This window comes from Pedobacter sp. A2324 (assembly GCF_059693705.1).
On record NZ_JCASSK010000002.1, the window covers coordinates 812983 to 838336 of the forward strand.

At 37.9% G+C, this 25354-nt stretch carries 18 protein-coding genes; 9 read left to right on the forward strand and 9 right to left on the reverse strand.

The genetic code is table 11. The features are described 5' to 3' along the window. The first annotated feature begins 20 nt into the window (after positions 1-20). The gene (gene nadB, locus AC570I_RS08635) at positions 21-1607 is read left to right on the forward strand and encodes an L-aspartate oxidase (protein ID WP_497405148.1); all 1587 of its coding nucleotides are present in this window, start codon (positions 21-23) and stop codon (positions 1605-1607) included. A gap of 64 nt (positions 1608-1671) precedes the next feature. Further along, positions 1672-2181 carry a gamma carbonic anhydrase family protein gene (locus AC570I_RS08640; protein WP_497405149.1) on the forward strand — a complete coding sequence of 170 codons (510 nt, stop codon included), beginning with the start codon at positions 1672-1674 and terminating at the stop codon, positions 2179-2181. A gap of 3 nt (positions 2182-2184) precedes the next feature. Here the strand turns inward: AC570I_RS08640 and AC570I_RS08645 are convergent, their stop codons facing one another. The 5 genes from AC570I_RS08645 to AC570I_RS08665 all read right to left on the reverse strand — a co-directional run bounded on the left by AC570I_RS08645 (position 2185) and on the right by AC570I_RS08665 (position 12725). Then, positions 2185-3924 (reverse strand): Ig-like domain-containing protein, encoded by a 1740-nt coding sequence (locus tag AC570I_RS08645; protein ID WP_497405150.1) that lies wholly within the window; start codon positions 3922-3924, stop codon positions 2185-2187. Positions 3925-4045: 121 nt separating this feature from the next. Beyond that, positions 4046-5908, reverse strand: a complete 1863-nt coding sequence (gene mnmG, locus AC570I_RS08650; RefSeq protein WP_497405151.1) for a tRNA uridine-5-carboxymethylaminomethyl(34) synthesis enzyme MnmG — start codon at positions 5906-5908, stop codon at positions 4046-4048. 121 nt (positions 5909-6029) lie between these two features. Then, entirely contained in the window at positions 6030-7892 is a 1863-nt protein-coding gene (locus tag AC570I_RS08655; protein ID WP_497405152.1) for an ABC-F family ATP-binding cassette domain-containing protein, read from the reverse strand. Between the two features lie 690 nt (positions 7893-8582). Beyond that, on the reverse strand, positions 8583-9008 hold the full coding sequence (ybeY, locus tag AC570I_RS08660; protein ID WP_497405153.1) for an rRNA maturation RNase YbeY: 426 nt from the start codon (positions 9006-9008) through the stop codon (positions 8583-8585). 399 nt (positions 9009-9407) lie between these two features. After that, a complete protein-coding gene (locus tag AC570I_RS08665; protein ID WP_497405154.1) occupies positions 9408-12725 on the reverse strand; it encodes a coiled-coil domain-containing protein in 3318 nt (1105 codons plus the stop codon). 201 nt (positions 12726-12926) lie between these two features. Here AC570I_RS08665 and AC570I_RS08670 point away from each other — a divergent pair, with 201 nt between their 5' ends. Together AC570I_RS08670 and AC570I_RS08675 are read left to right on the forward strand one after the other, a co-directional pair. Beyond that, the gene (locus AC570I_RS08670) at positions 12927-13721 is read left to right on the forward strand and encodes a glycerophosphodiester phosphodiesterase (protein ID WP_047799691.1); all 795 of its coding nucleotides are present in this window, start codon (positions 12927-12929) and stop codon (positions 13719-13721) included. A 127-nt stretch (positions 13722-13848) separates the two neighbouring features. Beyond that, a complete protein-coding gene (locus AC570I_RS08675; protein WP_497405155.1) occupies positions 13849-16221 on the forward strand; it encodes a phosphocholine-specific phospholipase C in 2373 nt (790 codons plus the stop codon). A 61-nt stretch (positions 16222-16282) separates the two neighbouring features. Here the strand turns inward: AC570I_RS08675 and AC570I_RS08680 are convergent, their stop codons facing one another. Together AC570I_RS08680 and AC570I_RS08685 are read right to left on the reverse strand one after the other, a co-directional pair. Continuing rightward, entirely contained in the window at positions 16283-16852 is a 570-nt protein-coding gene (locus tag AC570I_RS08680) for a DUF2911 domain-containing protein (RefSeq protein WP_497405156.1), read from the reverse strand. Positions 16853-16918: 66 nt separating this feature from the next. Next, positions 16919-17104, reverse strand: a complete 186-nt coding sequence (locus AC570I_RS08685) for a hypothetical protein (protein ID WP_047799688.1) — start codon at positions 17102-17104, stop codon at positions 16919-16921. A 176-nt stretch (positions 17105-17280) separates the two neighbouring features. Here AC570I_RS08685 and AC570I_RS08690 point away from each other — a divergent pair, with 176 nt between their 5' ends. From AC570I_RS08690 to AC570I_RS08710, 5 genes are all read left to right on the forward strand, one after another. Next, positions 17281-17907, forward strand: coding sequence for a TetR/AcrR family transcriptional regulator (locus AC570I_RS08690; protein ID WP_047799687.1), 627 nt, complete (start codon positions 17281-17283; stop codon positions 17905-17907). Continuing rightward, positions 17904-19223 carry a TolC family protein gene (locus tag AC570I_RS08695; protein ID WP_497405157.1) on the forward strand — a complete coding sequence of 440 codons (1320 nt, stop codon included), beginning with the start codon at positions 17904-17906 and terminating at the stop codon, positions 19221-19223. Before AC570I_RS08690 ends, AC570I_RS08695 begins: the two co-directional genes overlap by 4 nt. An 8-nt stretch (positions 19224-19231) precedes the next feature. Beyond that, a complete protein-coding gene (locus AC570I_RS08700) occupies positions 19232-20311 on the forward strand; it encodes an HlyD family secretion protein (protein WP_047799685.1) in 1080 nt (359 codons plus the stop codon). Positions 20312-20319: 8 nt separating this feature from the next. Continuing rightward, positions 20320-21867, forward strand: coding sequence for a DHA2 family efflux MFS transporter permease subunit (locus tag AC570I_RS08705; RefSeq protein ID WP_047799684.1), 1548 nt, complete (start codon positions 20320-20322; stop codon positions 21865-21867). A 261-nt stretch (positions 21868-22128) separates the two neighbouring features. After that, positions 22129-24714 carry a phosphoenolpyruvate carboxylase gene (locus AC570I_RS08710; protein ID WP_497405158.1) on the forward strand — a complete coding sequence of 862 codons (2586 nt, stop codon included), beginning with the start codon at positions 22129-22131 and terminating at the stop codon, positions 24712-24714. Between the two features lie 72 nt (positions 24715-24786). Here AC570I_RS08710 and AC570I_RS08715 read toward each other — a convergent pair whose 3' ends face one another. After that, positions 24787-25035 (reverse strand): DUF6952 family protein, encoded by a 249-nt coding sequence (locus AC570I_RS08715; RefSeq protein WP_010599336.1) that lies wholly within the window; start codon positions 25033-25035, stop codon positions 24787-24789. Next, positions 25035-25343, reverse strand: a complete 309-nt coding sequence (locus tag AC570I_RS08720; RefSeq protein WP_047799682.1) for a thioredoxin family protein — start codon at positions 25341-25343, stop codon at positions 25035-25037. The genes AC570I_RS08715 and AC570I_RS08720 overlap by 1 nt, the downstream gene beginning before the upstream one ends. Between the last annotated feature and the right edge of the window lie 11 nt (positions 25344-25354).

Sequence of the window (25354 nt, forward strand, 5' to 3'; positions counted from 1 at the left end):
ATAAAGTAAATGTTTTTTAAATGAGAAAAGTCGATTTTCTGGTAATTGGTTCAGGTATAGCAGGTTTGAGTTTTGCACTCAAAGCTGCAAAATATGGTAAGGTGTTAATTGTTACCAAGTCAAACGAAGATGAATCTAATACAAAATATGCCCAGGGAGGCGTTGCTGTTGTTGTTGATAAAGATGATTCTTTCGAAAAACATATACAGGATACCCTCATTGCCGGCGATGGATTATGCGACGAAAAAATTGTGGAAATCGTTGTAAAAGAGGGACCTCAGCGTATTCAGGAGATCATTGATTATGGTATAAACTTCGATAAAGACAACTCTGGATTTTATGATCTTGCCAAAGAAGGGGGTCACTCAGAACACCGTGTTTTACACTATAAAGACATCACCGGATACGAGATTGAAAGGGTTTTACTAAAAGAGATTCATGAGAATTCCAACATAGAGATATTAACACACTACTTTGCACTGGAGTTAATTACCCAGCATCACCTGGGTGAGTTTGTTGATAAACGTACTGAAGATATTAACTGTTATGGCGTATATGCCTTTAATACAGAGCTTAACGATGTGGAAAAGATTGTGGCAAACGTGACTGTGATGGCTTCCGGAGGCGCTGGGCATGTCTATTCCGCCACCACAAACCCTGTTATAGCTACAGGTGATGGTATGGCAATGGTATATCGTGCCAAGGGGAAAGTTAGGAATATGGAGTTTATCCAGTTCCATCCTACGGCTTTATATCATCCTGGTGAGTATCCTTCATTCTTAATATCCGAAGCTGTGAGAGGCTTTGGTGGTGTTTTAAGGCGCAAGAATGGCGAGGAGTTTATGCATGAGTATGATGAACGTAAGTCCCTTGCTCCACGTGATATTGTGGCCCGCGCAGTGGATAATGAAATGAAAAAGTCTGGTGATGATTTTGTTTACCTCGATATTACCATGCGTAGCAAGGCTGATATATTAAAACATTTTCCAAACATCTATGCGAAATGCCTTTCTATAGGTATCGATATGACGAAAGACTATATTCCTGTTACTCCTGCATCTCATTATATGTGCGGAGGAATTCTGGTTGATGAGTATGGCAGATCTTCAATTAAAAATCTTTATGCCTGTGGAGAATGTTCATCAACTGGTTTACATGGAGCTAACAGGCTGGCTTCAAATTCTTTGCTGGAAGCTACAGTCTTTGCTCACCGTATTTATCAGGATGCTATTGAGAACTTTGAGAACAATGTAATACCTGATCATATTCCTGAATGGGATTCAAAAGGAGTAACACAAAGTAACGAAGATGTTTTGGTGACACATAATCTCAGAGAGCTGCAAAAAATAATGGGTGATTATGTCGGTATTGTTCGCTCTGATTTCAGATTGGAGCGGGCGCACAGGAGGTTGTTTTTAATTCATCAGGAAACAGAAGAATTTTACAAAAGGAATAAGGTATCTGTAAAACTGTGTGAGCTGAGGAATGTGATTCAAACGGCCTACCTTGTAATCAAATCCGCCATGCAACGCAAAGAGAGTAGGGGATTACATTATACTACGGATTATCCTAAACATGCAAATGAACTGGTAGATACAGTTTTTTAATAATCAGTTATACCTTAATATCCACTCAAATTAACAACTTTCGTAAATCTTTAGACGACCAATAATGCCATTAATACTTCCCGTAAAAGATAAATCGCCACAGCTGGGGGCTGATGTTTTTATCGCAGAGAATGCAACCATTGTAGGTGATGTCACCATCGGTAACAACTGTTCTGTTTGGTTTAATGCTGTAGTAAGAGGCGATGTTAATTCCATTACTATAGGTAATGAATCTAATATACAGGACGGAGCAGTAATACATGCCACATATCTTAAATCTGCTACGCTAATAGGTAATCGTGTATCAGTTGGCCACAACGCTATTGTACATGGCTGCACAGTTCATGATAACGTATTAATCGGAATGGGAGCAATTGTTATGGATAAGGCGATCATTGAACCTTATTGCATCATTGCTGCTGGTTCGGTAGTTTTAGAAAATACACATTGCGAATCCGGCCATATTTATGCGGGGGCTCCTGCAAAAAAAATAAAGCCCATTACTGATGAGCAACGGGCTTTATTAAATAAATTACCAGATAATTATGTCATGTATGCTGACTGGTTTAAATAGTTTCTAATTTTTTCTGGTGTTGTTTGGAGGATTGCTTAATCCTGAACGCTCATTTTTATTTTGATCCTCATTTTTCTGTTGAAAGATGCTTGTCTCCTGTATTTCAGGTGCTGTTAATGGGATGCTGATTTTTTCTTCTCTTTCCCAGTTGGCTCTAAGCGACATTTCTGTAGTTGAATACCAGATTTTTTCTGGTTGGGTGCCAGATTTAACGTCTCCGGTGTCCCATATTCCATTCTTGTTATCGTCATAAACAACTCTTATGAAATATTTTCCAGCAGGGTAGTTCGCAAAATTTATAGTACTGTTTTTCGCAATTACAGTTGATTTTATTGAATTTTTCTTCTCATCTATAAAGTCAACAATATATGTTTTGGTTGTATCCGGGATCTCTACTTTAAGTGCAAGGGTTCCATAGCTATCTGTTGTTTCCAGATTAAATCGTTTGCTGGCGTCTTTATTTTTAGTATTGAATATTGCCGAAAATGTTCCTGCTAAAAATTTAATATCATAAGGTTTTTTAACCTTCCAAGGGTATATAATATAGTATTTCAGAAAATCTGTACTATCTTTTACCAGCTGAAAATTAGTTCTCTTAACTGAGTCTTCCAGAAGAATAATTTTTGATTGATCTGCAGCAGTTACAGGGAATGGAAAAGATAGCGTATACCGCTGATAAGGATTTAGCTTTCCATTACTTGTATTATCACTGATGGTGAGCTCCCTTGTATAGGTGTCTTTTTTACCTCGGGTTAAACTCACGGTTTGAAGCACCTTCCCCTTGTCCTGTATGGCGAGTTTAACGGAGTCAAAACTTAAATCAGTGAGCCATACTTTCGCGGTATCGTTTGTTTTGTTAAAGTGAAGATATTTTGTAGCATCAAGGGTAGGCGGGTCCATAACAGTAACTTTTGGATTCTTAAGCTGCTGATTGACAGTAATTAAAATACTGCCGTCTGGGTTTAGTTTTCTTTCTAATACTCTGAAATCAGTTGCCAGTTCCTTGAAAATCTTTATATTCTGGTTTTCCAGGTTTTTGTCAATAACCAACGGTTCTTTAACAAATCCTATTTCATCATTCAATTGCTGGTAAATTTTATCACCCCCGCCACTATTTTCTTTCAGCGCATATAGTTTGTAAGACCCCTTTCGCAAATTGCTTAATCTGTAATTTCCCGCACTATCAGTAGTAGTATAAATTGATGGTCGTTTCTTCCCAAATAATGTGTCCCTCTCTACCGGAAGAATAAATACGGTAACATCTTTTTCTAATTCTGCAGTAAGAGAATTGATTACCCTTCCTGAAATATATAGCGAATCAATTTCAGGGCCGGTAGAAAAAACGTAGGAAAGATTTTTTACAACATTTCCCTCATTTACGTCGGCTATTGATTTTCCGAAATTTAATGTGTAGGTAGTATTTTTTTCCAGGGAATCTTGAAGTTCAACTTCTAAACGCTTTTGGCGCTTCTTTAATATTGGTGCGGTCTCCTGATCTGGAGAAATTGAAAATTCCTTGTATTCATCTTTTATATTAAAGTATTCGTCAAACTCAATTATGATTTTTTTTGCTTTAAAATTGCGGGTTTGATTTTTTGGAACCATGCTTAATATTTTTGGTGGCTTTGTATCTTTCGGTCCACCCTGAGGACTTTGAATACTTGCACAACCAAAAAATAATAGCAATAATGTTAATGTTATAAAATTTCCAAGGTTAAAATATTGGTCTTTTATTTTTAGCATGTTTTAATCGTTCTAATGAATTTTTACTGTTTTTGGAACCTTAATATTAAAAATTGTTTTTAATCGCTTAAAATGCTTTATTTTAAGTTACTATTTTTTATTTTAAGTAATTGATTTACAGTTATTTAGTTATATAAACCATTAAAACCGATATATCTGAAGGAGAAACACCTGAAATTCTTGAAGCTTGACCCAATGTACGCGGTTTGATCTTGAATAATTTTTCCCGGGCCTCTTTTGAAAGAGATACAATTTTATTATAGTCAAAGTCAGGATTTATTTCTCTATCTTCCATTTTTTGCATCTTGGCTACAATCTCATTTTCTTTTTCAAAATAGCTTTCGTATTTAATTTTGATTTCTGCCTGTTCAATGGTTTCCGTGTCAAGTTCATTCGTTGCTTTGGCTAATGGTTCGCTTACTTTAATCAGATCGTGTAGACCAACGTGTGGCCTTCCAACCAGACTATGGATTTTGACATTCTGTGTAAGTAGGCTTGAACCCAGCTGCTCAAGCATCGGATTTGCATCATTCATGTCAATCCCCTGAGTTTTAGTAAATTTAACCAATGCATCTGCATGTTCAATTTTTTTGTTGACTTTTTCTAATCTCTCGTCAGATATTAATCCAAGTTGATGTCCGATAGGAGTGAGGCGTATATCTGCATTATCTTGCCTTAATAAAAGTCTATGCTCTGCCCTGGAGGTAAACATCCTGTAAGGCTCTTCAGTCCCTTTGGTAACCAGGTCATCAATCAATACACCAATATAACTCTCCGATCTTTTCATAATCAGCTCATGCTTATCGGTTATTTTTTGATGGGCATTTATACCGGCCATAAAACCCTGGCAAGCCGCTTCTTCGTATCCTGTTGTTCCATTGATCTGGCCGGCAAGAAAAAGATTGCTGATTAATTTAGTTTCCAGCGTTAAAGATAGTTGGGTAGGAGGAAAGAAATCATATTCAATGGCATAGCCCGGTCTGAACATTTTTGCATTTTCGAAACCAGGTATTAAGCGTAGTGCTTTGAATTGTACATCTTCGGGTAGGGATGTAGAGAAACCGTTTACATAAATTTCACACGTATTCCACCCTTCAGGTTCAACAAAAATCTGATGCCGGTTTCTTTCTGCAAACCTATTAATCTTATCTTCAATTGATGGGCAATACCTGGGGCCGAGTCCTTTGATTCTACCGGTAAACATCGGTGATTTTTCAAATCCTTCTTTTAATGTTTCATGCACCTCATCATTGGTATAGGTAATCCAGCAACACCTTTGATCTTTTGAAACTTCTGTATCGGTAAATGAAAATTTTCCTGGGTTTTCATCTCCCCATTGTTCTTCCATTTTAGAGTAATCCAAACTTCTGCCATCAACCCGTGGAGGAGTTCCGGTTTTCATTCTTCCAGACTCCATACCTAGCTCTACCAATTGCTCAGTGATGCCTGTGGATGCCCTTTCTGCTGTTCTGCCTCCACCGAATTTTTTCTCGCCAATATGCATTACCCCATTCAGAAAGGTTCCGTTGGTTAATACAACCGCTGTACTTTCAACCTCAATTCCCAAAGATGTTTTAACACCATAAACGGTGTTATCCTCCACTAGAAGTCCAACTACATTATCTTGCCAAATGTCTACGTTAGGTGTCCTCTCCAACGCTAGTCTCCATTCTTCAGCAAAGCGCATCCTGTCTATTTGTGCTCTTGGACTCCACATGGCGGGGCCTTTCGATTTGTTAAGCATTCTAAACTGGATGGTCGACTTGTCAGATATTATTCCTGAGTATCCACCCATGGCATCAACCTCTCGCACTATCTGACCTTTAGCTACACCACCCATAGCAGGATTACAACTCATTTGAGCAATCACCCCCATATTCATCGTAATAAGTAAAACTGAAGATCCCAGATTGGCAGCAGCAGCAGCAGCTTCGCAGCCTGCATGTCCGGCACCAACAACAATTAAATCGTATTTTGAAAACATAATAATATTCTTCCGTGTTCCACGTGGAACATTGTGTATTTTATCTTAATCTAAAGATATTTAATTTATATCTCAATAACGTTCCACGTGAAACATCACGTTGACATTAGGTTCAAATTATTTATTCAGAAAGCTCCAACCAGCGCAAGGTGTAATCATCAAGCTTTAATTTAAGATTTACTATTTCTTCAGAAATCTCCTGAATTTTGATATAGTCTGAAGTATCTATTTTTAAGAGTGTTTCATTTAACTTGGCTATGCTCTGTTCTGTATCAGACATTCCTTTTTCACTTTCCTCTAGTTCCTTTTGTTCCTTAAAACTTAGCTTCTTTACAGCTTTGACAGGAACTGGTTCTACAACAATGACAGGAGCTTTTTTGCTTACTGTCTTTATTTTTGGTTGATCTAAGCTTAAACGGTATTCTGAATAATTGCCATTATATATTTTAACTACGCCTTCTCCCTCCATAATGAACAACTGTTCACTCATCTTATCTAGCAGGTACCTGTCGTGCGATACCAGCATTAAAATACCGGGGAAGTTTTCAAGGAATTCCTCCAATACATTTAGGGTATCGATATCCAGGTCGTTGGTCGGCTCATCCAGGATCAAAAAGTTTGGATTTTGCATCAATACTTTCATCAGATTCAAGCGCTTCTTTTCGCCACCACTTAATTTTTCTACCATGCCATGTTGTTTCTTTGGTGGAAATAGAAAAAGTGTAAGTAGGGCAGAGGCAGTAATTACCGATCCATCAGCCATCTTAATATATTCGGCATCGGATTTAACAACGTCGATAACACGCTCTTTTGGATCGAATGTTAACCCGCCCTGTTTATAGTATCCAAAAACTGTTGTTTCTCCGGTATCAACAGTTCCCGAATCGGGATTAAGGTTACTGGTGATAATATTTAACAGGGTAGATTTACCAGTACCATTTTTACCGGCTAATCCAATACGGTCGCCTTTTTTAAATGTATAGCTGAAATCATTGATAATTTCACGACCATCGAATCCCTTTTTTATATGATCCAATTCAATAATCTTGCCGCCCTGACGTGACATTTTCATTTTTAGGGTAATGCTTCCTGTATCTGTTTTTTTCTTGGTTTTTTCCTCCAGGTCGTAAAAGGCGTCAATCCTCGCTTGCGATTTCGTTGCTCTGGCCTGAGGCATTCTCCTCATCCATTCAAGTTCTTTCTTTAGTAACTGCTGGTTTTTATGAAGCACTGTTGAATCCAATGCTTCCCTTTCAGCTTTCTTCTCAAGGAAGTAAGCATAGTTACCATTGTAGTTGAATATCTTTCCACCGTCTAGCTCAACAATTGTATTACATACATTATCTAAAAAGTACCGGTCGTGTGTAACCAATAGAATTGTTTTCTGACCCGTAGTGAGCAGTTTTTCCAGCCATTCTATGGTGTCGATATCAAGATGGTTGGTAGGTTCATCCAGAACCAGGATTTCAGGATCTTCAATAAGTAGTTTGGCCAAAGCAAGCCTTTTGCGCTGTCCTCCGGAAAGTGTCGCAATCTTCTGCTGAAGATGGGTAATGCCCATGCGGTTAAGGATGGTCTTAATCTCATGTTCGTATTCCCAGGCATTATGTTCACTTAATTCTTCATATAACCTATTGAGTGCTTTATCATCAGGGTTCTCTTGCTCAATTAATTCTTCATATTCTTTTATCAGCTGTTGCTGCTTGTTTTCCAGTGAAAAAATAAAATCACTAATAGAATATCCATCGTTAAACTGGGGCTCCTGGTCGAGAAATCCAATTTTTACCGATTTGTTTTTCACAATTTTTCCTTCAAGTGGAGGAAACCTTTCTGCCAATAGTTTTAGGAGTGTGCTCTTTCCAGCACCATTAATTCCAACTAACGCTACGCGCTGCCCTGAATTGATCCCGAGGGTTAAGTTTTTAAATAGCCATTCGTCGTGATAACCATGACCCAAGCTTTCTGCCGCAAGTAAAGTGCTCAATGTAATTTGTTTTTCAGATTTGTAAAGAGAAATTAGAGCAAAAGTACGGATAATATATTTGGAACTTAGTTATGTATCATTGTGGAATAATATATTTTACTCAGGAGTAATAATTGTTGGAAATACTACAATCTGGAATGCTTAATAATAGCTAAATAAGGTGCCGTGTTTACCACATTGCCAGAAACGAAAAACAGTGGCTGGAATCGCTCCGCCACTGCTTCTATCATTAACTAAAACTAAACTTTTATCTTGATCAACTGGGTATTCAAATATCAATACTTCAGTTCTGTATCTTTTTAATGTATATCAATAAGACTATCAACTATAAAATATGTTGCAGGTGAACAACAGTTATTATACCATCAAAGCCTTAGTATCGACGAACAGACATTACTTTACTACGAACGCCAGTCAGAAATGTATCAACATTGAAATTATCCACGATTGTTTTACGCCAGGGTGATGATGTTAGCATTCTTAAACACGAGATAAACTTGCGCTAAAGAAATTAAGCTTATGGGATGGCACATTAAAAGGTGGTTAGGTATTTCTTTCGCCACTCTCTGTTGAAAAACGTATGATGCAATGTTCTATGCTACATGTGGCCAAAATCTGAAGCCATGAAGCAGATGATCGGGGAGCGATGCGCTTATGATGGAATACTAGAGATATCTCAATCTCAGTTTTCTAAAGCTCACGTATTGCGAGATATTCATTTTCTTTATCAGTCATTAGTGTTTTAGCGATTTTGCCCTTGTCTTTGTAACCTAGTAAGTGCAAAGTCCCATGTATAATAATTCGGCATACCTCATCAAAATCATTGGTTTTATAGATTTTAGCATTTTCTTTCACACGCTCGATACTGATAAAAATGTCGCCAATAATTAGTTTTTCTACTTCTGAATTATCAAAAGTGATAATATCAGTGTAGGTATCATGATTAAGATACTGCTGGTTGATGCCAAGCAAGTATTCATCACTACAGAATATGAAATTTAATTGTGCAAGGCTGTAGCCTTCATTTTCAATGGTATTTTTGATCCACTTCTTCAATTTTAGCTTATTAGGAAGCTTGTAAGACACAGACTCGTTGAAAAATGAAATAGCAGGCATATGAGTTCTTTTATCTGGCAAATTTAGAAAATATAAGTCAGCAATTGATTTGAAAACGTCAAGCGTAGGTCAACAGGGGGTTAATAGGGGTTTAACAGGGGGTTGATAGGGGGTTAGTAGGGGCAAATCCCTGTTAAGGCCTTGTCGATTCCCTTTCAGGCCCCTGTTAAAGAGCCGCCACGAATGCGGCTGAAAACATGTAGATACGCACAGAAAGCTGGCTATTTCCATACAAGTAAATACAGATTATTTTTAATGAAAAAAAGCCTGGAAATGATAACGTTGAAAGGGCGAAGATCTGTTTCATCAATTTTGTGCAATTGATGAGATCAGCGGAAGGAATATTGTCGTTTACCATTCCAACCTGAATGGCAATTTAGGCTATTAACTGGCCTTAATCTACTGGTTCATGTTCAGTGACTTGAGGTACTGCGAAACTTTGTTTTTATAATAATAATTCAATGTTGGTGGTACTTTCTGCAACATATCATTACCGTTCTGTTCTTGTTTTTTGAAATCATCGAGCATTTTTCGATAGGATGGAGGGAACTGCTGAGCTGCTTTGCTTTCACGTTTTGAGTCTTCCTCCTGGTCACGTTCAGCTTTTTCAGCTTCAAGTAGTTTGGTTAAAAGATCCTTTTGTCGGTTAAGCGTTTCCTGTTGCAGTCGTTTATTAACTAAGTCGCTTTCAGTCTGCTTCATTTCTTTTATGGCTTCGTTAAGATTGCCCATTTTGCCTGAACCGTCTTTGTTATCCTCCCTGTTTATTTTTTCGAGGGCCTGTCGAATCATTTGCTGTTGCTGTACCATTTTTCCAAATTCCTGGCTCATTTCTCCTTTTCCTACCGTTCCCTGGTTTCCACCTTGTTTCTGCATTTTTTCGCGTGCCTGCTGCATACCTTTGTTCAACTGCTCCTGCATTTGCGAAAGCTGCTTCATTCCCTGTTTCTGTTTCTTTCCACTTCCGCTTTTACTGTTTTTCTTCATGTTTTGCAATTGGTTCAATGCTTCGCTTAACATTAAACCCAGGTTGTTAATCGAAGTCATGGTAAATTGCTGATAACGGTTAGCTTCGGCTGTTTTACGGTCACCTAAACTTTCCAGACTTTTATCTAGGTTGAAGTTAATTTTGTTCATTTCTTCATTTACTGTCGATTCTATCTGGGGAACGCGTTTGCTTAAAGCAAATAAACTATCAGCAATGGTTTTCAAATTGTCTTTTAAACTTCGCTGTTTCTGCACATTTGAAGTATATGCAGGATCGGCGGCTGTCATCTTCTTTAGATTGAGCATCACCTGTTCCTGCTCGAACGAAGTGTTCAACAGGTTCTCAAGCAATCTTCTCAGTTCTTTGGCATTCAGGTTGTTTTCCATTTCTTCTCCCTGCTGCTGCATATCACTCATCTTTTTAGATAGTTTTTCCATTTGCTCACCAGCTTTCTGCTGTTTTTGGCTAGCGGATTTATGATCTTTCTTGTCCAGTGATTCTTTACTGTCCTGCTGCTCTTTCTGGATATCCTGAACATCCTTTTCGGGATTTTCAAAGGGGTTGGGGCGTTCAAGCGCCTGGTTCTTCTCTTCTAACTTCTTCAAATCCTCTTTCAGGTCGTTCATTTCCCTGTTCAGTTCATCCTGCTTCTTTTTTAACGACTCACTATCCTGTTTTTTGTCGGTTGTTTGTTGGGCCAGATCTTTTTGTTCTTGGGCAAGTTCATTCAAACGGTTGATATCATTCTGAAGGTTCTGTTCAAAATCAAGTTGTTTATAAAGTTCAAGGATTCTATCCAGCTCATTTTTTAGCGTTTTATTATCCAGCTGCATTTTCGACAGTTCATTCTGAGTCTGATCTTTATTTTTATCATTAATCAGATTTTGAAGTTTCTGTAGCAATTCTTTGGTTTTTTCATCCAGTACGTTGTCGAAAAGGTCTTTGATTTGTTTCTGCTTTTCTAAAAGTTCCTGTGTTTGTTGTTGATCTTCCTGATTCTGAATGTTTTTGTCATTCTGTGCCTTAATTTCTTTAACAGCTTCATCCAGCTGCTTTTGTTTATCTAAAAGCGATTCTATCTGTTTTTTGTCCTCAAAGGAAATTTGTTTTTTATCTATCAGGCTTTCTGCTACTTTTTTACTTTCTTTCTCAATCGTATTTGCCAGCCGTATTGCCGATTGCATTTTCTGTTTCAAAGCCTGGTTACCTGCATTGATCTGATCGGCGGTTTCCTTTTTAGTTGGCTCTTTAAAGGTTTTGATTTCAGATCTGGTAATCTTCGAGCCATTTACGCCATCGTTATCGGCTACTTCAAAATAATATTCTATCTCCTGGCCAGGTTCAGCCATGATGCTTTTTAGATCCCAGAAATGAAAAAACAGATTTTCAGTGGCATTGGCTTTAATTGGAATATTTCGTGTAACCGTTTTGACAACTTTGTTGTGCTCTTTAACATTGTATTTAAAACTTAAACGGCTGAATCCATAATCGTCTGTTACCTGTCCGCTAAAATAAAGTGTTTTGTTACTTGTTGAGTCCGGTTTCTCCTCTACAATTATTGCAGGAGATTGATCTTTAATGATCGTAATCCGATGTGTTAACGAATCTCTGTTGGCAACATCATCATTTATGGGGGTAATACTATAATTACTATTTTCCATTATCTTAGAAACAAAACCTGTTGCGTTCGAATGAAGCGGAAGATCAAATACCTTTCCATTCAATACAAACAAAATAGCATCACTCTCTTGTGTTTTAAAATGCCAGGTTACCTTTGTTCCTTCTGGTAGTAACATATCGCCAACATTGGCAATATCCTCATTACGTTTGCCTAGATAGGATGGATAAGATAGCGTTGCAGTTGTATTTAAAAGTTCCGGACGTGGTTTAACATTTACCGTAAAAACTGATGAATTGAAACCACCACCTTTAAAAATCAGTTTTTTATCCTCCTGAATATTTTTAAGAGCATAATTAAATTTACTGATACCTTCTTTTTCAAGCCTGTAAGTGTTTTTTCCATCTTCAACATAAATTTCTGCCGGAAAGTTGTCACCATCAAGTTTTAAATTGATGACCAAATCATCCCCCTGCGTGGCCATTAAGCTTTTGTTTAGTATAACAAATTTAAAGGGTGCTTTTGGACTAATATATTCATCGTATTTAAAAAAACTATCAGTTCCTTCACGCAATATTGCCGGAGCAATTACCCCCGTTAGAAGGATAATCGAAACAGGGATTAAAAGATATTTTAAATACTTTTTATTATCGTTAATGCGTACGGCAGTATAAAATGGAACAGGCCGCAGTTCCAGAATTTTCTGATCAATACTAGCTAAAATGAGTTGGCTTTGCTCAGGTTTGCTATCGGCAAGCCGACGTAACTGAAGGGTATTGAGTAGTTTATCTTTAATATCCGAGAAATGATTACCAATAATGATTGACGCTTCATCAAAACTTAGGTGTTTGCCCAGCTTAAGCATAGATAAAGCTGGTTTAACAATAAAAAAATAAATTAAGGTTACGCCCAGAAAAAGGTAAGCATAGAAAATAAAGGTCTTGAAAACAATTGAAGGGTGAAAGTAATAATTACTTAAAAAAACAACGATGTATACAGCTAAAAGAATGGTCGATGTATAAATACTACCCCTCAATATCTGGTTTAGATAGAATTTACGGATGAATTCATCTATTTTTTTTAGTAACTCATTGTAATTATTACTCACCATATCTCCGTAAATGTAAAAATTGTTCGCATCAATTAAAAGAGCTCATTTTTAATAGCTTTCGATTTTTACTTAAAATCGTTCGGGTCTGTTAAGTTATTCATAATATTCCTTTAATTTTAATTAATACAAAGGTTACATAGATTTTAAACAGGTGTTATGATAAAGGCATACTTTTGATTTTTTTTATAAATATCTAACACAATGAAACAAGCATTTATTTTTACCCTAATGGTATTCATTTTCACTACATCTTTTGCTCAGAAATTTAACTGGAACAAAAATCAGGTTATTGCTCACCGGGGGGCATGGAAAAAAAACAATTTTCCGCAAAATTCTATTGCTTCGCTAAATGAAGCAGTAAGGTTGGGCTGTTATGGATCAGAATTCGATGTCTGGATGACCGCAGATGATATACTGGTTGTTAATCATGATCCTGAATTCCAGGGCTTAACGATTGAAAAAGTTAAATATGAGGAGTTATTGACCAAAACAATGAGTAACGGAGAAAAAATACCAACGCTCGAAGCTTACCTGAAAGAAGGTAAAAAGCAACGGTCAACAAAGCTTATTTTGGAAATTAAGCCCTCGTTAATAAGTAAAGAACGTGGAATCGAGGTGACCAATAAAGCTATTCAAATGGTCAAGAAAGTAGGAGTAATCGATTGGACAGAATACATTAGTTTTGATTACGACTATTGTAAAAGGATTCTTGAGGTTCTTCCTAAAGCCAAAGTAGCCTACCTGAAGGGTGATATTTCTGCAGAGCAAATGAAGGCCGACCACCTAACAGGTGTCGATTATCATTATAGCATATATCAAAAGGATGGATGGATTGAAAACGCAAAAAAACTGGGCTTAACAGTTAACGCATGGACAGTGAATACGGTTCCTGAAATCCAGTGGCTTTTAAAAGAGCAGGTTGATTACATCACGACAAATGAACCTGAACTTACCTTTGAGGAAGTGAAGAAATTCACCGGAAAAAAGGAAAATTAAGTCGGCTTGGTGAGTGTTGGAACAATTATGTCATTTGCGGCTGTTGTATCAGGTTATTTTAGAATTTTACATGGGAGATATAGTACTTTGTACTTCTTGAAAGTATTTAGGTAATAATACATTGTTTATGGACTCAAGAAGAGAATTTCTAAAAAAGGCAGCTTTATTTGCTGGTACAACCGGGATGGCCAATACCCTGCCTGGATCAATATTAAAAGCCATGACCATTAATGCTGATCCTGGCACTACATTTTACGACGCTGAACACATTGTGTTCCTGATGCAGGAGAACCGCTCTTTTGATCATATGTTTGGAAAAATGAAAGGTGTGAGGGGTTTCAACGATCCCCACCCGCACATTCAACCCGATGGTAACAAGGTATGGTTACAAAAAGATGGTCAGGGATATACTTACGCACCTTTTCACATTGATATTAATAAAACAAAAATTACCTGGCAGGGGGGATTGCCACATTCATGGAATGATCAGGTAGCGGCAAGAAATGGCGGTCGATACGATAAATGGCTGCCCGTAAAAACACCCATGACACTTGCCTACTATAACCGCGACGATATTCCCTTCTATTACCAACTCGCCGATGCGTTCACAATTTGCGACCAGCATTTTTGCTCTTCCTTAACCGGTACTACCCCCAATCGTTTGTTCTTTTTTACAGGAACTATCAGAGGCGAAAAAAGTGAAAACAAGGTGGCGGTAGTGAATAACGACCAGGCCGAATCACAAAACGATGTTTTTGTAGATTGGCCAACTTTCCAGGAACTCTTAGAAGATAATGGAATTGACTGGCGAATTTATCAGAACGAGTTATGGACTTCAAGGCTTCCTCAGGGCGAGGTCGATGACTGGCTCGGTAATTATGGAGATAATCCGATAGAGTATATCAGCAGACACAATGTGAAGCTTTCTGCTTATTTTAGGCAAAACGGCGATAAAACCGTTAAACCTGCCTTAACTGCAGCAGAAGTTCAGGCCAAATATGATAAACTTTCTCAAAGGGAGAAAAATCTAATTGATAAAGCCTTTCAAACCAATATCAGCGAGAAGAATTACCTGGATTTAGCTCCATTCTCATTTAAAAACGATTTAGGAAAAACGGAAACAATTAATCTGCCAAAAGGGGATATTTTTCATCAATTCAGGAAAGATGTTGATTCAGGAAAATTACCTGCAGTTTCATGGTTGGTGGCACCACAAAAATTTTCCGACCATACCAGTTCTCCGCTTTACGGTACCTGGTATGTAAGTGAGGCATTAGATATTTTAACCAAAAATCCGGAGGTTTGGAAAAAGACCATTTTCATACTTACATATGATGAAAATGATGGTTATTTTGATCACCATCCACCATTCGTAGTGCCAAATCCCAGTGATCCGGCAAGTGGAAAAGTATCTGATGGAATTAATTTTGCCACCGATTTTGAAACAAAAAAAGGCAGTCCGATTGGATTAGGTTACCGCGTACCCCTGGTTATTGCTTCTCCATGGAGCAAAGGAGGCTTCGTAAACTCTCAGGTTTTTGACCATACTTCATCATTAATGTTTATGGAAAAGTGGCTGACTAAAAAATCAGGGAAAACCATTAAGAGTAAGAACATAAGTGACTGGCGTCGTCATATCTGTGGTGATTTAACATCAGCTTTCAGGCCATATAATGGTGAGGTGATTCCTTCGCCCGAGTCATTGAAGCGCGATAATGTTGTAACAAGTATTATAAATGCCAAAAATAAACCCGCTCAAACTGGTCCCGTGGCATTAAATAAAACTGAAGTCAATAAGGTTAACGATCTTGAGTCATTTTCAAAACAGAATTCTGTTCATCTTCCCTTTCAGGAACAGGGTACCAAACCAGCCAGTGCACTGCCATATCAGTTATCTGTCGATGCCAGATTAGTTAACAGGCAACTGGAAATTACATTTAAATCAGTTAAGACACTTTTCGGTAGCGAAGTTGAAACGGTGGGCGCCCCTTTTACCATGAACACAAGTTCGAGTTACAAGGGTGTTGTTGGCAAAACATGGGCGTATGCAGTTAAGGCAGGTGATAGCATTACAGAGAGGATCAATATTGAAGATTTTGATGATAATGTCTACGATTTTAGAATCACAGGGCCTAATGGCTTTTACAGGCACTTTAAAGGAAATTCGAAGAATCCTGAAATTGATATTAAAGCATCGTCAGAACAAAGTGGCATTCTGAATAAGAAAAATACCGGAAATCTGACATTTTCTTTGCAGAACAATAGTGCTTTGCCACTTACTGTTCAGGTTATTGACAATAAGTTTAGGGCGGCAATCCAAAATATCAACCTAAAACCAAAATCGATCTCAACCGTAATACTAAATTTGTCCAAAAGTGCACATTGGTATGATTTCAGCATCTTACAGAGTGGAAATCCAGACTTCAAACATCGCTATGCCGGAAAAGTTGAAACAGGGGAAATAACCACAACCGATCCTTTTATGGGAAATACTGTGTAAACATTCTAAATGCAAAAAGGCTTCAGAATTCCTGAAGCCTTTTTTAAATGATTTATAAATCCTAAAATACAATCGGTAATTCTATCTGCGTTTTGTCCCAGGCCGCAACCAGAGTTGCACCTTTTTCAATATTTGTAAAGGTAATAGAAAAGTATTCGATGGGTTTTGGCAATGTTTTTACCGGAACATTCACACGAACAATGTCTTTCCTGGAATCATAGGTAAACGCACCCCATCTATCTGTTTGCAAATTCAAAATAATTGTCCAGCTATCTTTATTAGGAATAGCAAATAAACTATAGGTACCAGCCTTGACTCTCTTGCCCCCAATGGTTACCTTTTTAAAAAAACGTATTTCAGTATTCTCATTCGCTCCAAAGCGCCATACATTTCCGTATTGCTCCAAGACACCGAAAATATCACGCCCCTTTTTTTGCGGGCGGGAATAGATGACCTTGATGATCGGTTCAACCAAACCATTGGCTTTCGCCTTAGTCACATTTAAAGGAAAATATACAATATCTGCTGGACTTGAATCTGCCGCAGGAAATTTAATGTCCGCATTAGTTGCTACCTGAGCACTAACATTGAAGCATATAAGAGCGAAAACAACAATGAAGATATTTCTCATTTGCTGTAAATTAATTAACAAGCTTTAAATAGGGATGTTTAATTGCCAGGGAGATAGCTGAATAGACTAGTATTTTCTGCCTTTTACAATAGCATTTAAAAACAAGCCCGCTGAAAGTAAGCCAAATACACCGCCTAATAAAGCGAAAATATAGTTTTGTGTAATGATTGCTCCGGTTAGAACTCCAAAGAATAAACCCAAAGCATAATATAACCAATTGAAATTATTGCTGCTGTTTTCTTGTACACTCATGTTTTTGTTATTTGGTGCCAAAGTTAATATTTATTTTAGAAATGAGTGCCGTGTATGAAATTTAATATACCCACCATACCACTTATTGTAATCATTTATCAGGATAATGTAAAAGATAGTATAATATATTTGGATTTTAATCAATCGTTTGATTAATTTTGTGCCGTCAAAAAGAAATGAAAACAGAAAAGATAGATAAAAAACAAGCTATACTCGATGCTGCCGAGAAACTGTTCTGTGAAACAGGATATGAAGGCACTTCCACGCGACAGATCGCAAAAGAATCTGGTGCAAATATGGCAATGATTAATTATTATTTCGGTTCGAAAGAAGGGGTATTCGTGGAAATTATGAATAACCGAATTGCTGGCTTTGCTTCTCAATTACGCATCATTAATGAAGATAAAATAACCTCGCTTGAAAAATTACACAAAGTAATTGAGGGTTACGCAAACAGGATTCTTGCCAACACAGCTTTTCATAAAATGATGCATAGGGAGTTGTCTCTAACTCAACGACCTGAAATGTACGATAAAATAAAAGATGCCATGAGCCATAATATGCAGCTCATTGATCGGATTATTAATGAGGGAATGGAAAATGGAACTTTTAATCAGATCGATGGCCGCATGATTATTGCAACCATAATGGGCACACTTACCAATATTGTGATTTCTCCGAACAAAGTGATGCCGTGCTCGAATTTCGATTTAAACGACCCGAAGGATAATAAAATAATCAAAGACAGGGCGATAGCCTATCTGAAAGACTTAACAACAGTTTATTTAACAACAAAAAAATGATACCCAAATCAATAAGATTAATGCTTGTGGCATCATTAGTACCTGCTGCTTTATTTGCACAAGGCATTAAGGAACTAGATATCAACCAGGCAATCGAACTTGGCATAGCCAATAGTAAGAATTTAAAACTGTCGCAAAATAAAATAGACCAGGCAGTGGCGAAGCTGGAAGTAGTTAAAGATAATGTACTTCCAACCGGTAATGCAAGCTTTTTATACAACCATGCTGAAATACCAACCAATACTTTTAGTTTAGGTGAAGGCTCTAGTACATTAAACCTTCCAAAAAGAGCTGATGCTTTTGTAGGAACGGCAGCAATACAGGAACTCGTGTATGGTGGGGGTAAGTTAAAATATGCTAAAGCATCTACTAAATTATTAGCTGATGTTGCCCGTCTGGATGCCGACAAAAACAAGGAAGAGATAACCTATGCTATAATCAGTACTTATTATTCATTGTATAAGGTCGAACAAAGCAAAAAAGTAGTGGCCCAGAATCTGGAGTCTATCGCCGCTCAGATCAAACAGGCACAGCGGTTTTTTGAACAAGGTATTGTCACTAAAAATGATGTACTCAGATTTCAATTACAACAAGCTAACGTAACTTTAACACAGTTGGATATCGAAAGCAATCGCAAGGTAATTAATTATAATCTCGATATTCTATTGGGTTTACCGGAAGATACTGAAGTTAAAATTGTTGATCCGGCAGCGGAATCAAAAGTTGCAGGTTCACTAAATGAATATATTAATATGGCTTTAGCCAATCGTCAGGAGCTGAAACAACTTGATGTACAAAATAAAGTTGCTGGCTTCAATGTTAAAAGCATAAAAGCAAATACCCTGCCTACGGTTGGTGTTGGAGCAAATCTTTATTACATTAATCCAAGTGGAAGTTTCGTTCCGCCAGTAAATCAGTACCTGTTGCCGGTAACGGTTGGAGCTACTGTTTCATGGAATTTTGGTAACCTGTGGACAAATAAAAACAAGGTAAATGAAGCGAAGATTCAGCAAAGCGAAATTACCCTGCAGAAAGATATTCTATCTGATCAGGTAAAAACGGATATTAACAGAAACTACCAGACCTATCAGGTAGCGGTCAATAAGATCCAGGTTTTAGAAACCTCAATTTCACAGGCTACAGAAAACGATAAGTTATTAGCATCCAAGTACAAAAATAATGTAGCCTCGGTTACGGATAGAATTGATGCTGAAACTTTATTATATCAAGCCAAAATTAACTTAGAAATAGCCAAAGCCGATGCAGGTTTAGCCTATTATACATTATTAAAATCAACAGGAAAAATAACGCAATAAATACAACAATGACAACTGAAAAGAAAAATAAAAGTAAAGTAGTACCGATCATTTTAGGTGTTTTACTAGTAATAGGTATCGTTTTTGGTATCACCGAGTGGAGTTATTATAGCAAGCACGTAGATACAGATGATGCACAGATTGATGGAGACATCAGCCCGGTAGTTGCTCGTGTTGGCGGTTATGTAAAAGACATCAACTTCGAAGAGAATACACACGTAACAGAGGGACAGGTTCTGGTTAAACTTGACGATAACGATTATAAAGTAAAATTAGAACAGGCACAATCTGGTCAAAAAGGGGCCAGTGCAGGTGTAGGTGTAGCTGAATCTCAGATTGTAGCAACTCAGGCAAATACCAGCACAGCTAAAGCAAATGTAGAATCGGCTAAAGCAAATGTTCAGGCGGCTGTAGTTAAATTGAATCTGGCTCAGAAAGATTTTAATCGTTATGCAAACCTGGTTAAAGACGGTTCCATTACGCAACAGGCATTCGATCAGTCTAAAGCAAACAAAGAAGCAGCAGAAGCAGGAAAACAAGTTGCTCAGGCAGCTTATCAGGCGGCACAAGATCAATACACAGCGGCTGTAAAACAGGTTGGTACAACTCAGTCGCAGTTAGCAGTGAGCAGTAACGTGATCAGCCAACGCCAGAGTGATATCGATTTCGCTAAGCTCCAGCTATCATATACTGATATTAAATCTCCTGCAACAGGACTGGTTTCTAAAAAGAATGTTCAAAAAGGACAGTTGGTTCAAGCCGGACAGTCTTTATTCTCTGTAGTTAATGATGGAAGTTTATATGTAACGGCAAATTTCAAAGAAACTCAGCTAGAGAAGATTAAGGAAGGTTCTAAAGTTGAAATAGAAATTGATGCTTATCCTGATCAAAAGGTAGAGGGAGAGGTTTATAACTTCTCACCAATTACAGGTGCTAAAGGCTCTCTTTTACCTCCAGATAATGCTACTGGTAACTTTGTAAAAGTTGTTCAACGTATCCCTGTTAAAATTAAAATTCATCCATCAAAGGAATTGTTAGCAAAATTACGTCCAGGAATGAGCGTTAAGGCTTCAGTTTCTACTAACTAAAAATTAAAATGGCCGAAGTAGGTTTAAAAAAGTGGATCATTACATTTACGGTAATCACGGCTTCTCTTCTGGAGCTGATTGATACAACAATCGTAAACGTAGCAATCCCTCAGATACAGGGAAACCTGGGCGCTACCCTCGAGGATATCGCCTGGTTATCCACTGGTTATGCTGTTGCGAATGTAATCATCCTGCCAATGTCAGGATGGTTAGGAAGTCGTTTCGGGCGTAAAAATTATTTCTTAGCCTCCATCATTGTTTTTACGCTGGTTTCCTTTCTATGTGGTAATGCAACTTCTTTGAGTGAACTGATCCTGTTTAGGATTTTACAAGGGGTTGCAGGTGGAGGATTAATTTCAACAGCACAGGCAATTCTTATCGAAACCTGGCCTCGTGAGGACGTGGGTATCGCTACAGCATTATTTGGCCTGGGTGCTGTTGTGGGTCCAACTGTAGGACCAACAATTGGCGGTTATATTTTGGAGGTTGCAGACTGGCCATGGATTTTTTATGTGAACATTCCCGTCGGAATACTCGCCGCCTACTGTACCTATACGTTTATTCGGGAAACACCAAAAGATGGAAAAGGAAAGCCGGTTGATTGGTGGGGTATTGCCCTGCTGGCAATTGCAGTAGGTAGCTTGCAAACTGTGCTAGAAAAAGGAGAAAGCGAAGACTGGTTTTCAACACCATATATTACTGCGTTGGCCGTAGTTTCTATATTTGGGTTATTACTTTTTATATGGAGAGAAACCGCAACAGAGTTTCCTATTGTGAACCTCCGGATCATGAAAAAGAGAAGTTTTTCAATTGGTATGTTTACTTCCTTTATTCTGGGGTTTGGACTATACGGTTCTGTTTTTGTTTTCCCGGTATTTGCGCAGAATCTCTTAGGCTTTACGCCACTGCAAACGGGTAAGCTCTTTATTGCAGGAGGTATCTGTACCATTGCCATGATGCCGTTTATCGGAATTATGCTTAAAAAGGGTGTTCCTGCACAATTCATGGCTACAGGAGGAATGTTTTTATTCTTCGTTTTCTGCTGGATGCTGAGTAATTCTACCCTGGCTTCCGGTACTGGCGACTTTTTCTGGCCACTAGTAATCAGAGGTTTTGGTATGGCCCTGTTGTTTGTACCATTAACAACATTGGCCATGCAGGATTTATCCGGACCAGAAATAGGTCAGGGGTCTGGATTGAACAACATGAGCAGGCAATTAGGCGGTTCTTTTGGTATCGCAGCATTAACCACCTTGATTCATATTCGTTCCGGCTTCCATAGAAGTAGCTTGCTCACTAACATCAATGAATATAATCCAGCATTTGTTCAAAAATTAAATGTTTTAACACACGGCTTTATGGCTAAAGGTGCTTCATTTATTGATGCAAAATTAATGGCGATGAAAGCGATAGAAGGTTCGGTTATTAAACAAACCATGTTGCTCACTTATAGCGATGCTTACTGGGTAGCAGGTTTAATAATGTTGTTTTCAATTCCGTTATTATATCTTCAAAAGTTTAAGAAGAATGCAAATATTGTTACTGATGCCCATTAATATTTGCAAAGAATTGGCATAAATAATGATAAAAAACAAAACAGCCGGTGTATTTTATTACATCGGCTGTTTTAACCCAAAAAATTAACAATCAATGCAATGCCCTTAAACATTGCAAATGTTCTTAACCGGCTACCAGGTAGCCAAATAAGATTCTAAAATTAAAATTTATTCTACAATTATCCAAATTGTAAGCCCTGGAATTTTAATACCTTAAGCATTTTTTGTAGTATTACATGATACAAAACTATTGCTTACAACATGCCTAAACTCCGTTTGACCACACAGCGAGAATCTATTTTCAACAACGAGGTGATCTCGAAATTTGAACTTTTTAATAGTCTTTTTTTAACGCTCCCTTTTTATAAAATAAAAGATACAGGAACCTTACTCCCTTTATTTTTCAAAAGCTGTGAAGATGGTATTGCAAACGGACAGAAGCCTGCGCAGATTATTGAAGAGTTTTTCGCCAAGTTCACCAGCTATACGGAACGTAAGGATATTATTGACTTGCTTTTCCGGTTCATACAGTACATCGAACGTCAGGTAGTGCTATTCGATGCAGTTGAAGATGCATCTTTTACTAAGCTGAACACAACAGATGAGCAAAGCACGCTGGCATTCATCCTGAAAAAAAATGCCGACAACAAGCCCATGCTTGCTAAGATTGAAAAGCTAATCGATGAGCTTTCGCTTCGCCTTGTTTTAACCGCTCACCCAACGCAATTCTATCCGGGAAGCGTTCTCGCCATCATTACTGATCTCACAAAAGCAATTCGCGAAAATGATATCACTTCGATGAATTCCTTACTACAACAATTAGGTAAAACGCCTTTTTTTAACAAGAAATCTCCCACACCAGTTGATGAAGCACTTAACCTGGCCTGGTTTTTGGAAAATACCTTCTATTTTGCTGCTGCAAATATTCAGGAAGAAATTGACCAAAACCTTGACGAATATAATTTAGAAACAAAAAAAATACTCGAATTGGGCTTTTGGCCAGGTGGTGACAGAGATGGAAATCCAAACATTCATGCTGAAACAACCCTCGAAGTTTCAAAAATGCTACGCCAGATCTTGTTCCGTTGCTACTATCGTGATTTCAGAGTCATCAAGCGAAGAATCACTTTTAGGGGTGTGGAAGAGAACCTGGCTTACTTACATGATGTTTTGTATAAAAATGCTTTTGATCAGGCCTGTGAGTTGACCGATATATCTGATGATCTTAGAGAAAATCTAAACAAAATTAAAGATACTTTACTCAAAGAACATGATGGGCTATTCGTAGATCTGGTGAATGATTTGATCCGCAAGATAGACCTTTATGGAAATTACTTTGCATCCCTTGATATCCGTCAGGATAGCCGTGTGCTAAGAAGCGTTCATGCCTATTGTCGACAGAATAAACCAATATCTTCTCTATACCCTGCTGATTATGACCAATTACCAGAAGGCGATAAACTAAAACTGATTTCATTTAAGGAAGCAACACCAGTTTACGCTACTGAAGGGGATGCCCTGATTGAGGATACCATACAGACTATAAAAGAAATTAAGGGAATACAAAAGCGCAATGGTGAAAAAGCCTGCCACAGATTCATCATTAGTAATTGTCAGCAGGCAAGCGACATCCTTCAGCTGATCGAACTTTTTCTTTGGAATGGCTGGAGCAAAGATTCCCTTACAATCGATTTCGTGCCACTTTTTGAAACTGTAAATGATTTAAAGGGCGCTGCAGCGATCATGGAGACGTTATATAGTAATCCGTTCTATAAAGCCCATTTGGCTACGCGTGGAAACAAACAGGATATTATGCTGGGTTATTCAGATAGTACAAAGGATGGTGGTTACCTCATGGCCAACTGGTCTATTTTTAACGGTAAAACTTCACTTTCTGAAGTGGCAAAAAAACACAATATTCAACTTGCATTCTTTGATGGCAGAGGAGGGCCTCCATCACGCGGAGGAGGGAAAACGCACCGTTTTTATGCCTCCATGGGCAAGGAAATCGCAAACAAAAATATTCAGTTAACCGTTCAGGGGCAAACCATTAGCTCTCAGTACGGATCTGTAGAAAGTGCCGAATTTAACATTGAGCAGCTCATTAATGCTGGGATATCTTCCGGCCTTAAGGAAAAGCATAACGTACTTCTTGATACTCAAAATAAGTTGCTATTGGATGAAATGGCAGAAGATGGTTATAAAGCTTTTGTCGATTTGCGCGAGCATCCTTTATTTGTAAGTTACTTGGAAAAACTTTCTCCGCTGAAATTGCTTTCGCAGGCCAATATCAGTAGCAGGCCAGTTAAACGAAATGGTGGCGGCGAACTCAAATTAGAGGATCTGAGAGCCATTAGTTTTGTCACAGCGTGGAGTATGCTGAAACAAAATGTTCCCGGATTTTATGGAATGGGTACTGCGCTTAAAAATCAGGAGATAGCGGGTAGCTGGGATAAAGTGGTAAAAGTGTATGAGGATTCAGATTATCTTAAAACCATCGTAGATAATTGTATGATGAGCATGAGTAAGTCAGACTTCGTGATTACGGCACATTTAGCCAACGATAAAGAATTTGGTGCCTTTTGGACTCAGTTGCATAATGAATTCGAATTAACAAAAGAGATGCTGTTAAAATTATCAGGTCAGCCTGTATTAATGGCCAATTACCCTGTAGATAAAAAATCTATCGCTACACGCGAAAAAATTATTTTGCCACTGGTCTTGATCCAGCATTTCGCACTAGAAAAATTGCAGCATGATCATGATGAAAAGGTTCAGCACGCTTTAGAAAAATTAGCCGTTAGAACCGTCTTTGGTATTGTAAATGCTGGCCGTAACCTGGCTTAAACATCAAAAAATAAGCCCTTTCAGATTATATCTGAGAGGGCTTAATATTTCAAAGAGTCTGATTAAAGAGAATTATCTGTCAATCGATCCCATTACTTTCTGACCGAAGGCATTTAGCGCATCTTTCTCAGCAGCACCTTCACTTACCATTTGATGTACCTCAAGCGCACCACAAATATTGGTAATCATTTCGCCCGCAACATCAACCTCATGCTCACTCACCCCTCTAAATTCACAAAAAGCCTCTAAAACCTCTAAAGTGGTCTCCAGTTGTGCTGGAGTGGTATTTTGAAATAATTGTCTGATAACCGGAATCTTCATTACTTTATTTTATTAAATAATTCTACTAAACCTTCAGCCTTGTTGGTTTGCACCTGATCAACCAGATTTCCACCTTCAAATGCAGCAAAAGTCGGTAAATTATCAACGTTTGCGAATTTGCGTGAATTCGGAAGTTTCTCTGCATCAACAATTAAGAAAGCTACATCCTCATTTTCTGAAGCCAGTTTTTTAAACTTTGGTTTCATGATTCTGCAGTTACCACACCATGATGCAGCATACTGAACCATAACTTTCGAATGATCAGCTAAATACTGTTGAAGATTATCTTCTGTTAATTCTAAAAACATAATGTTTTATT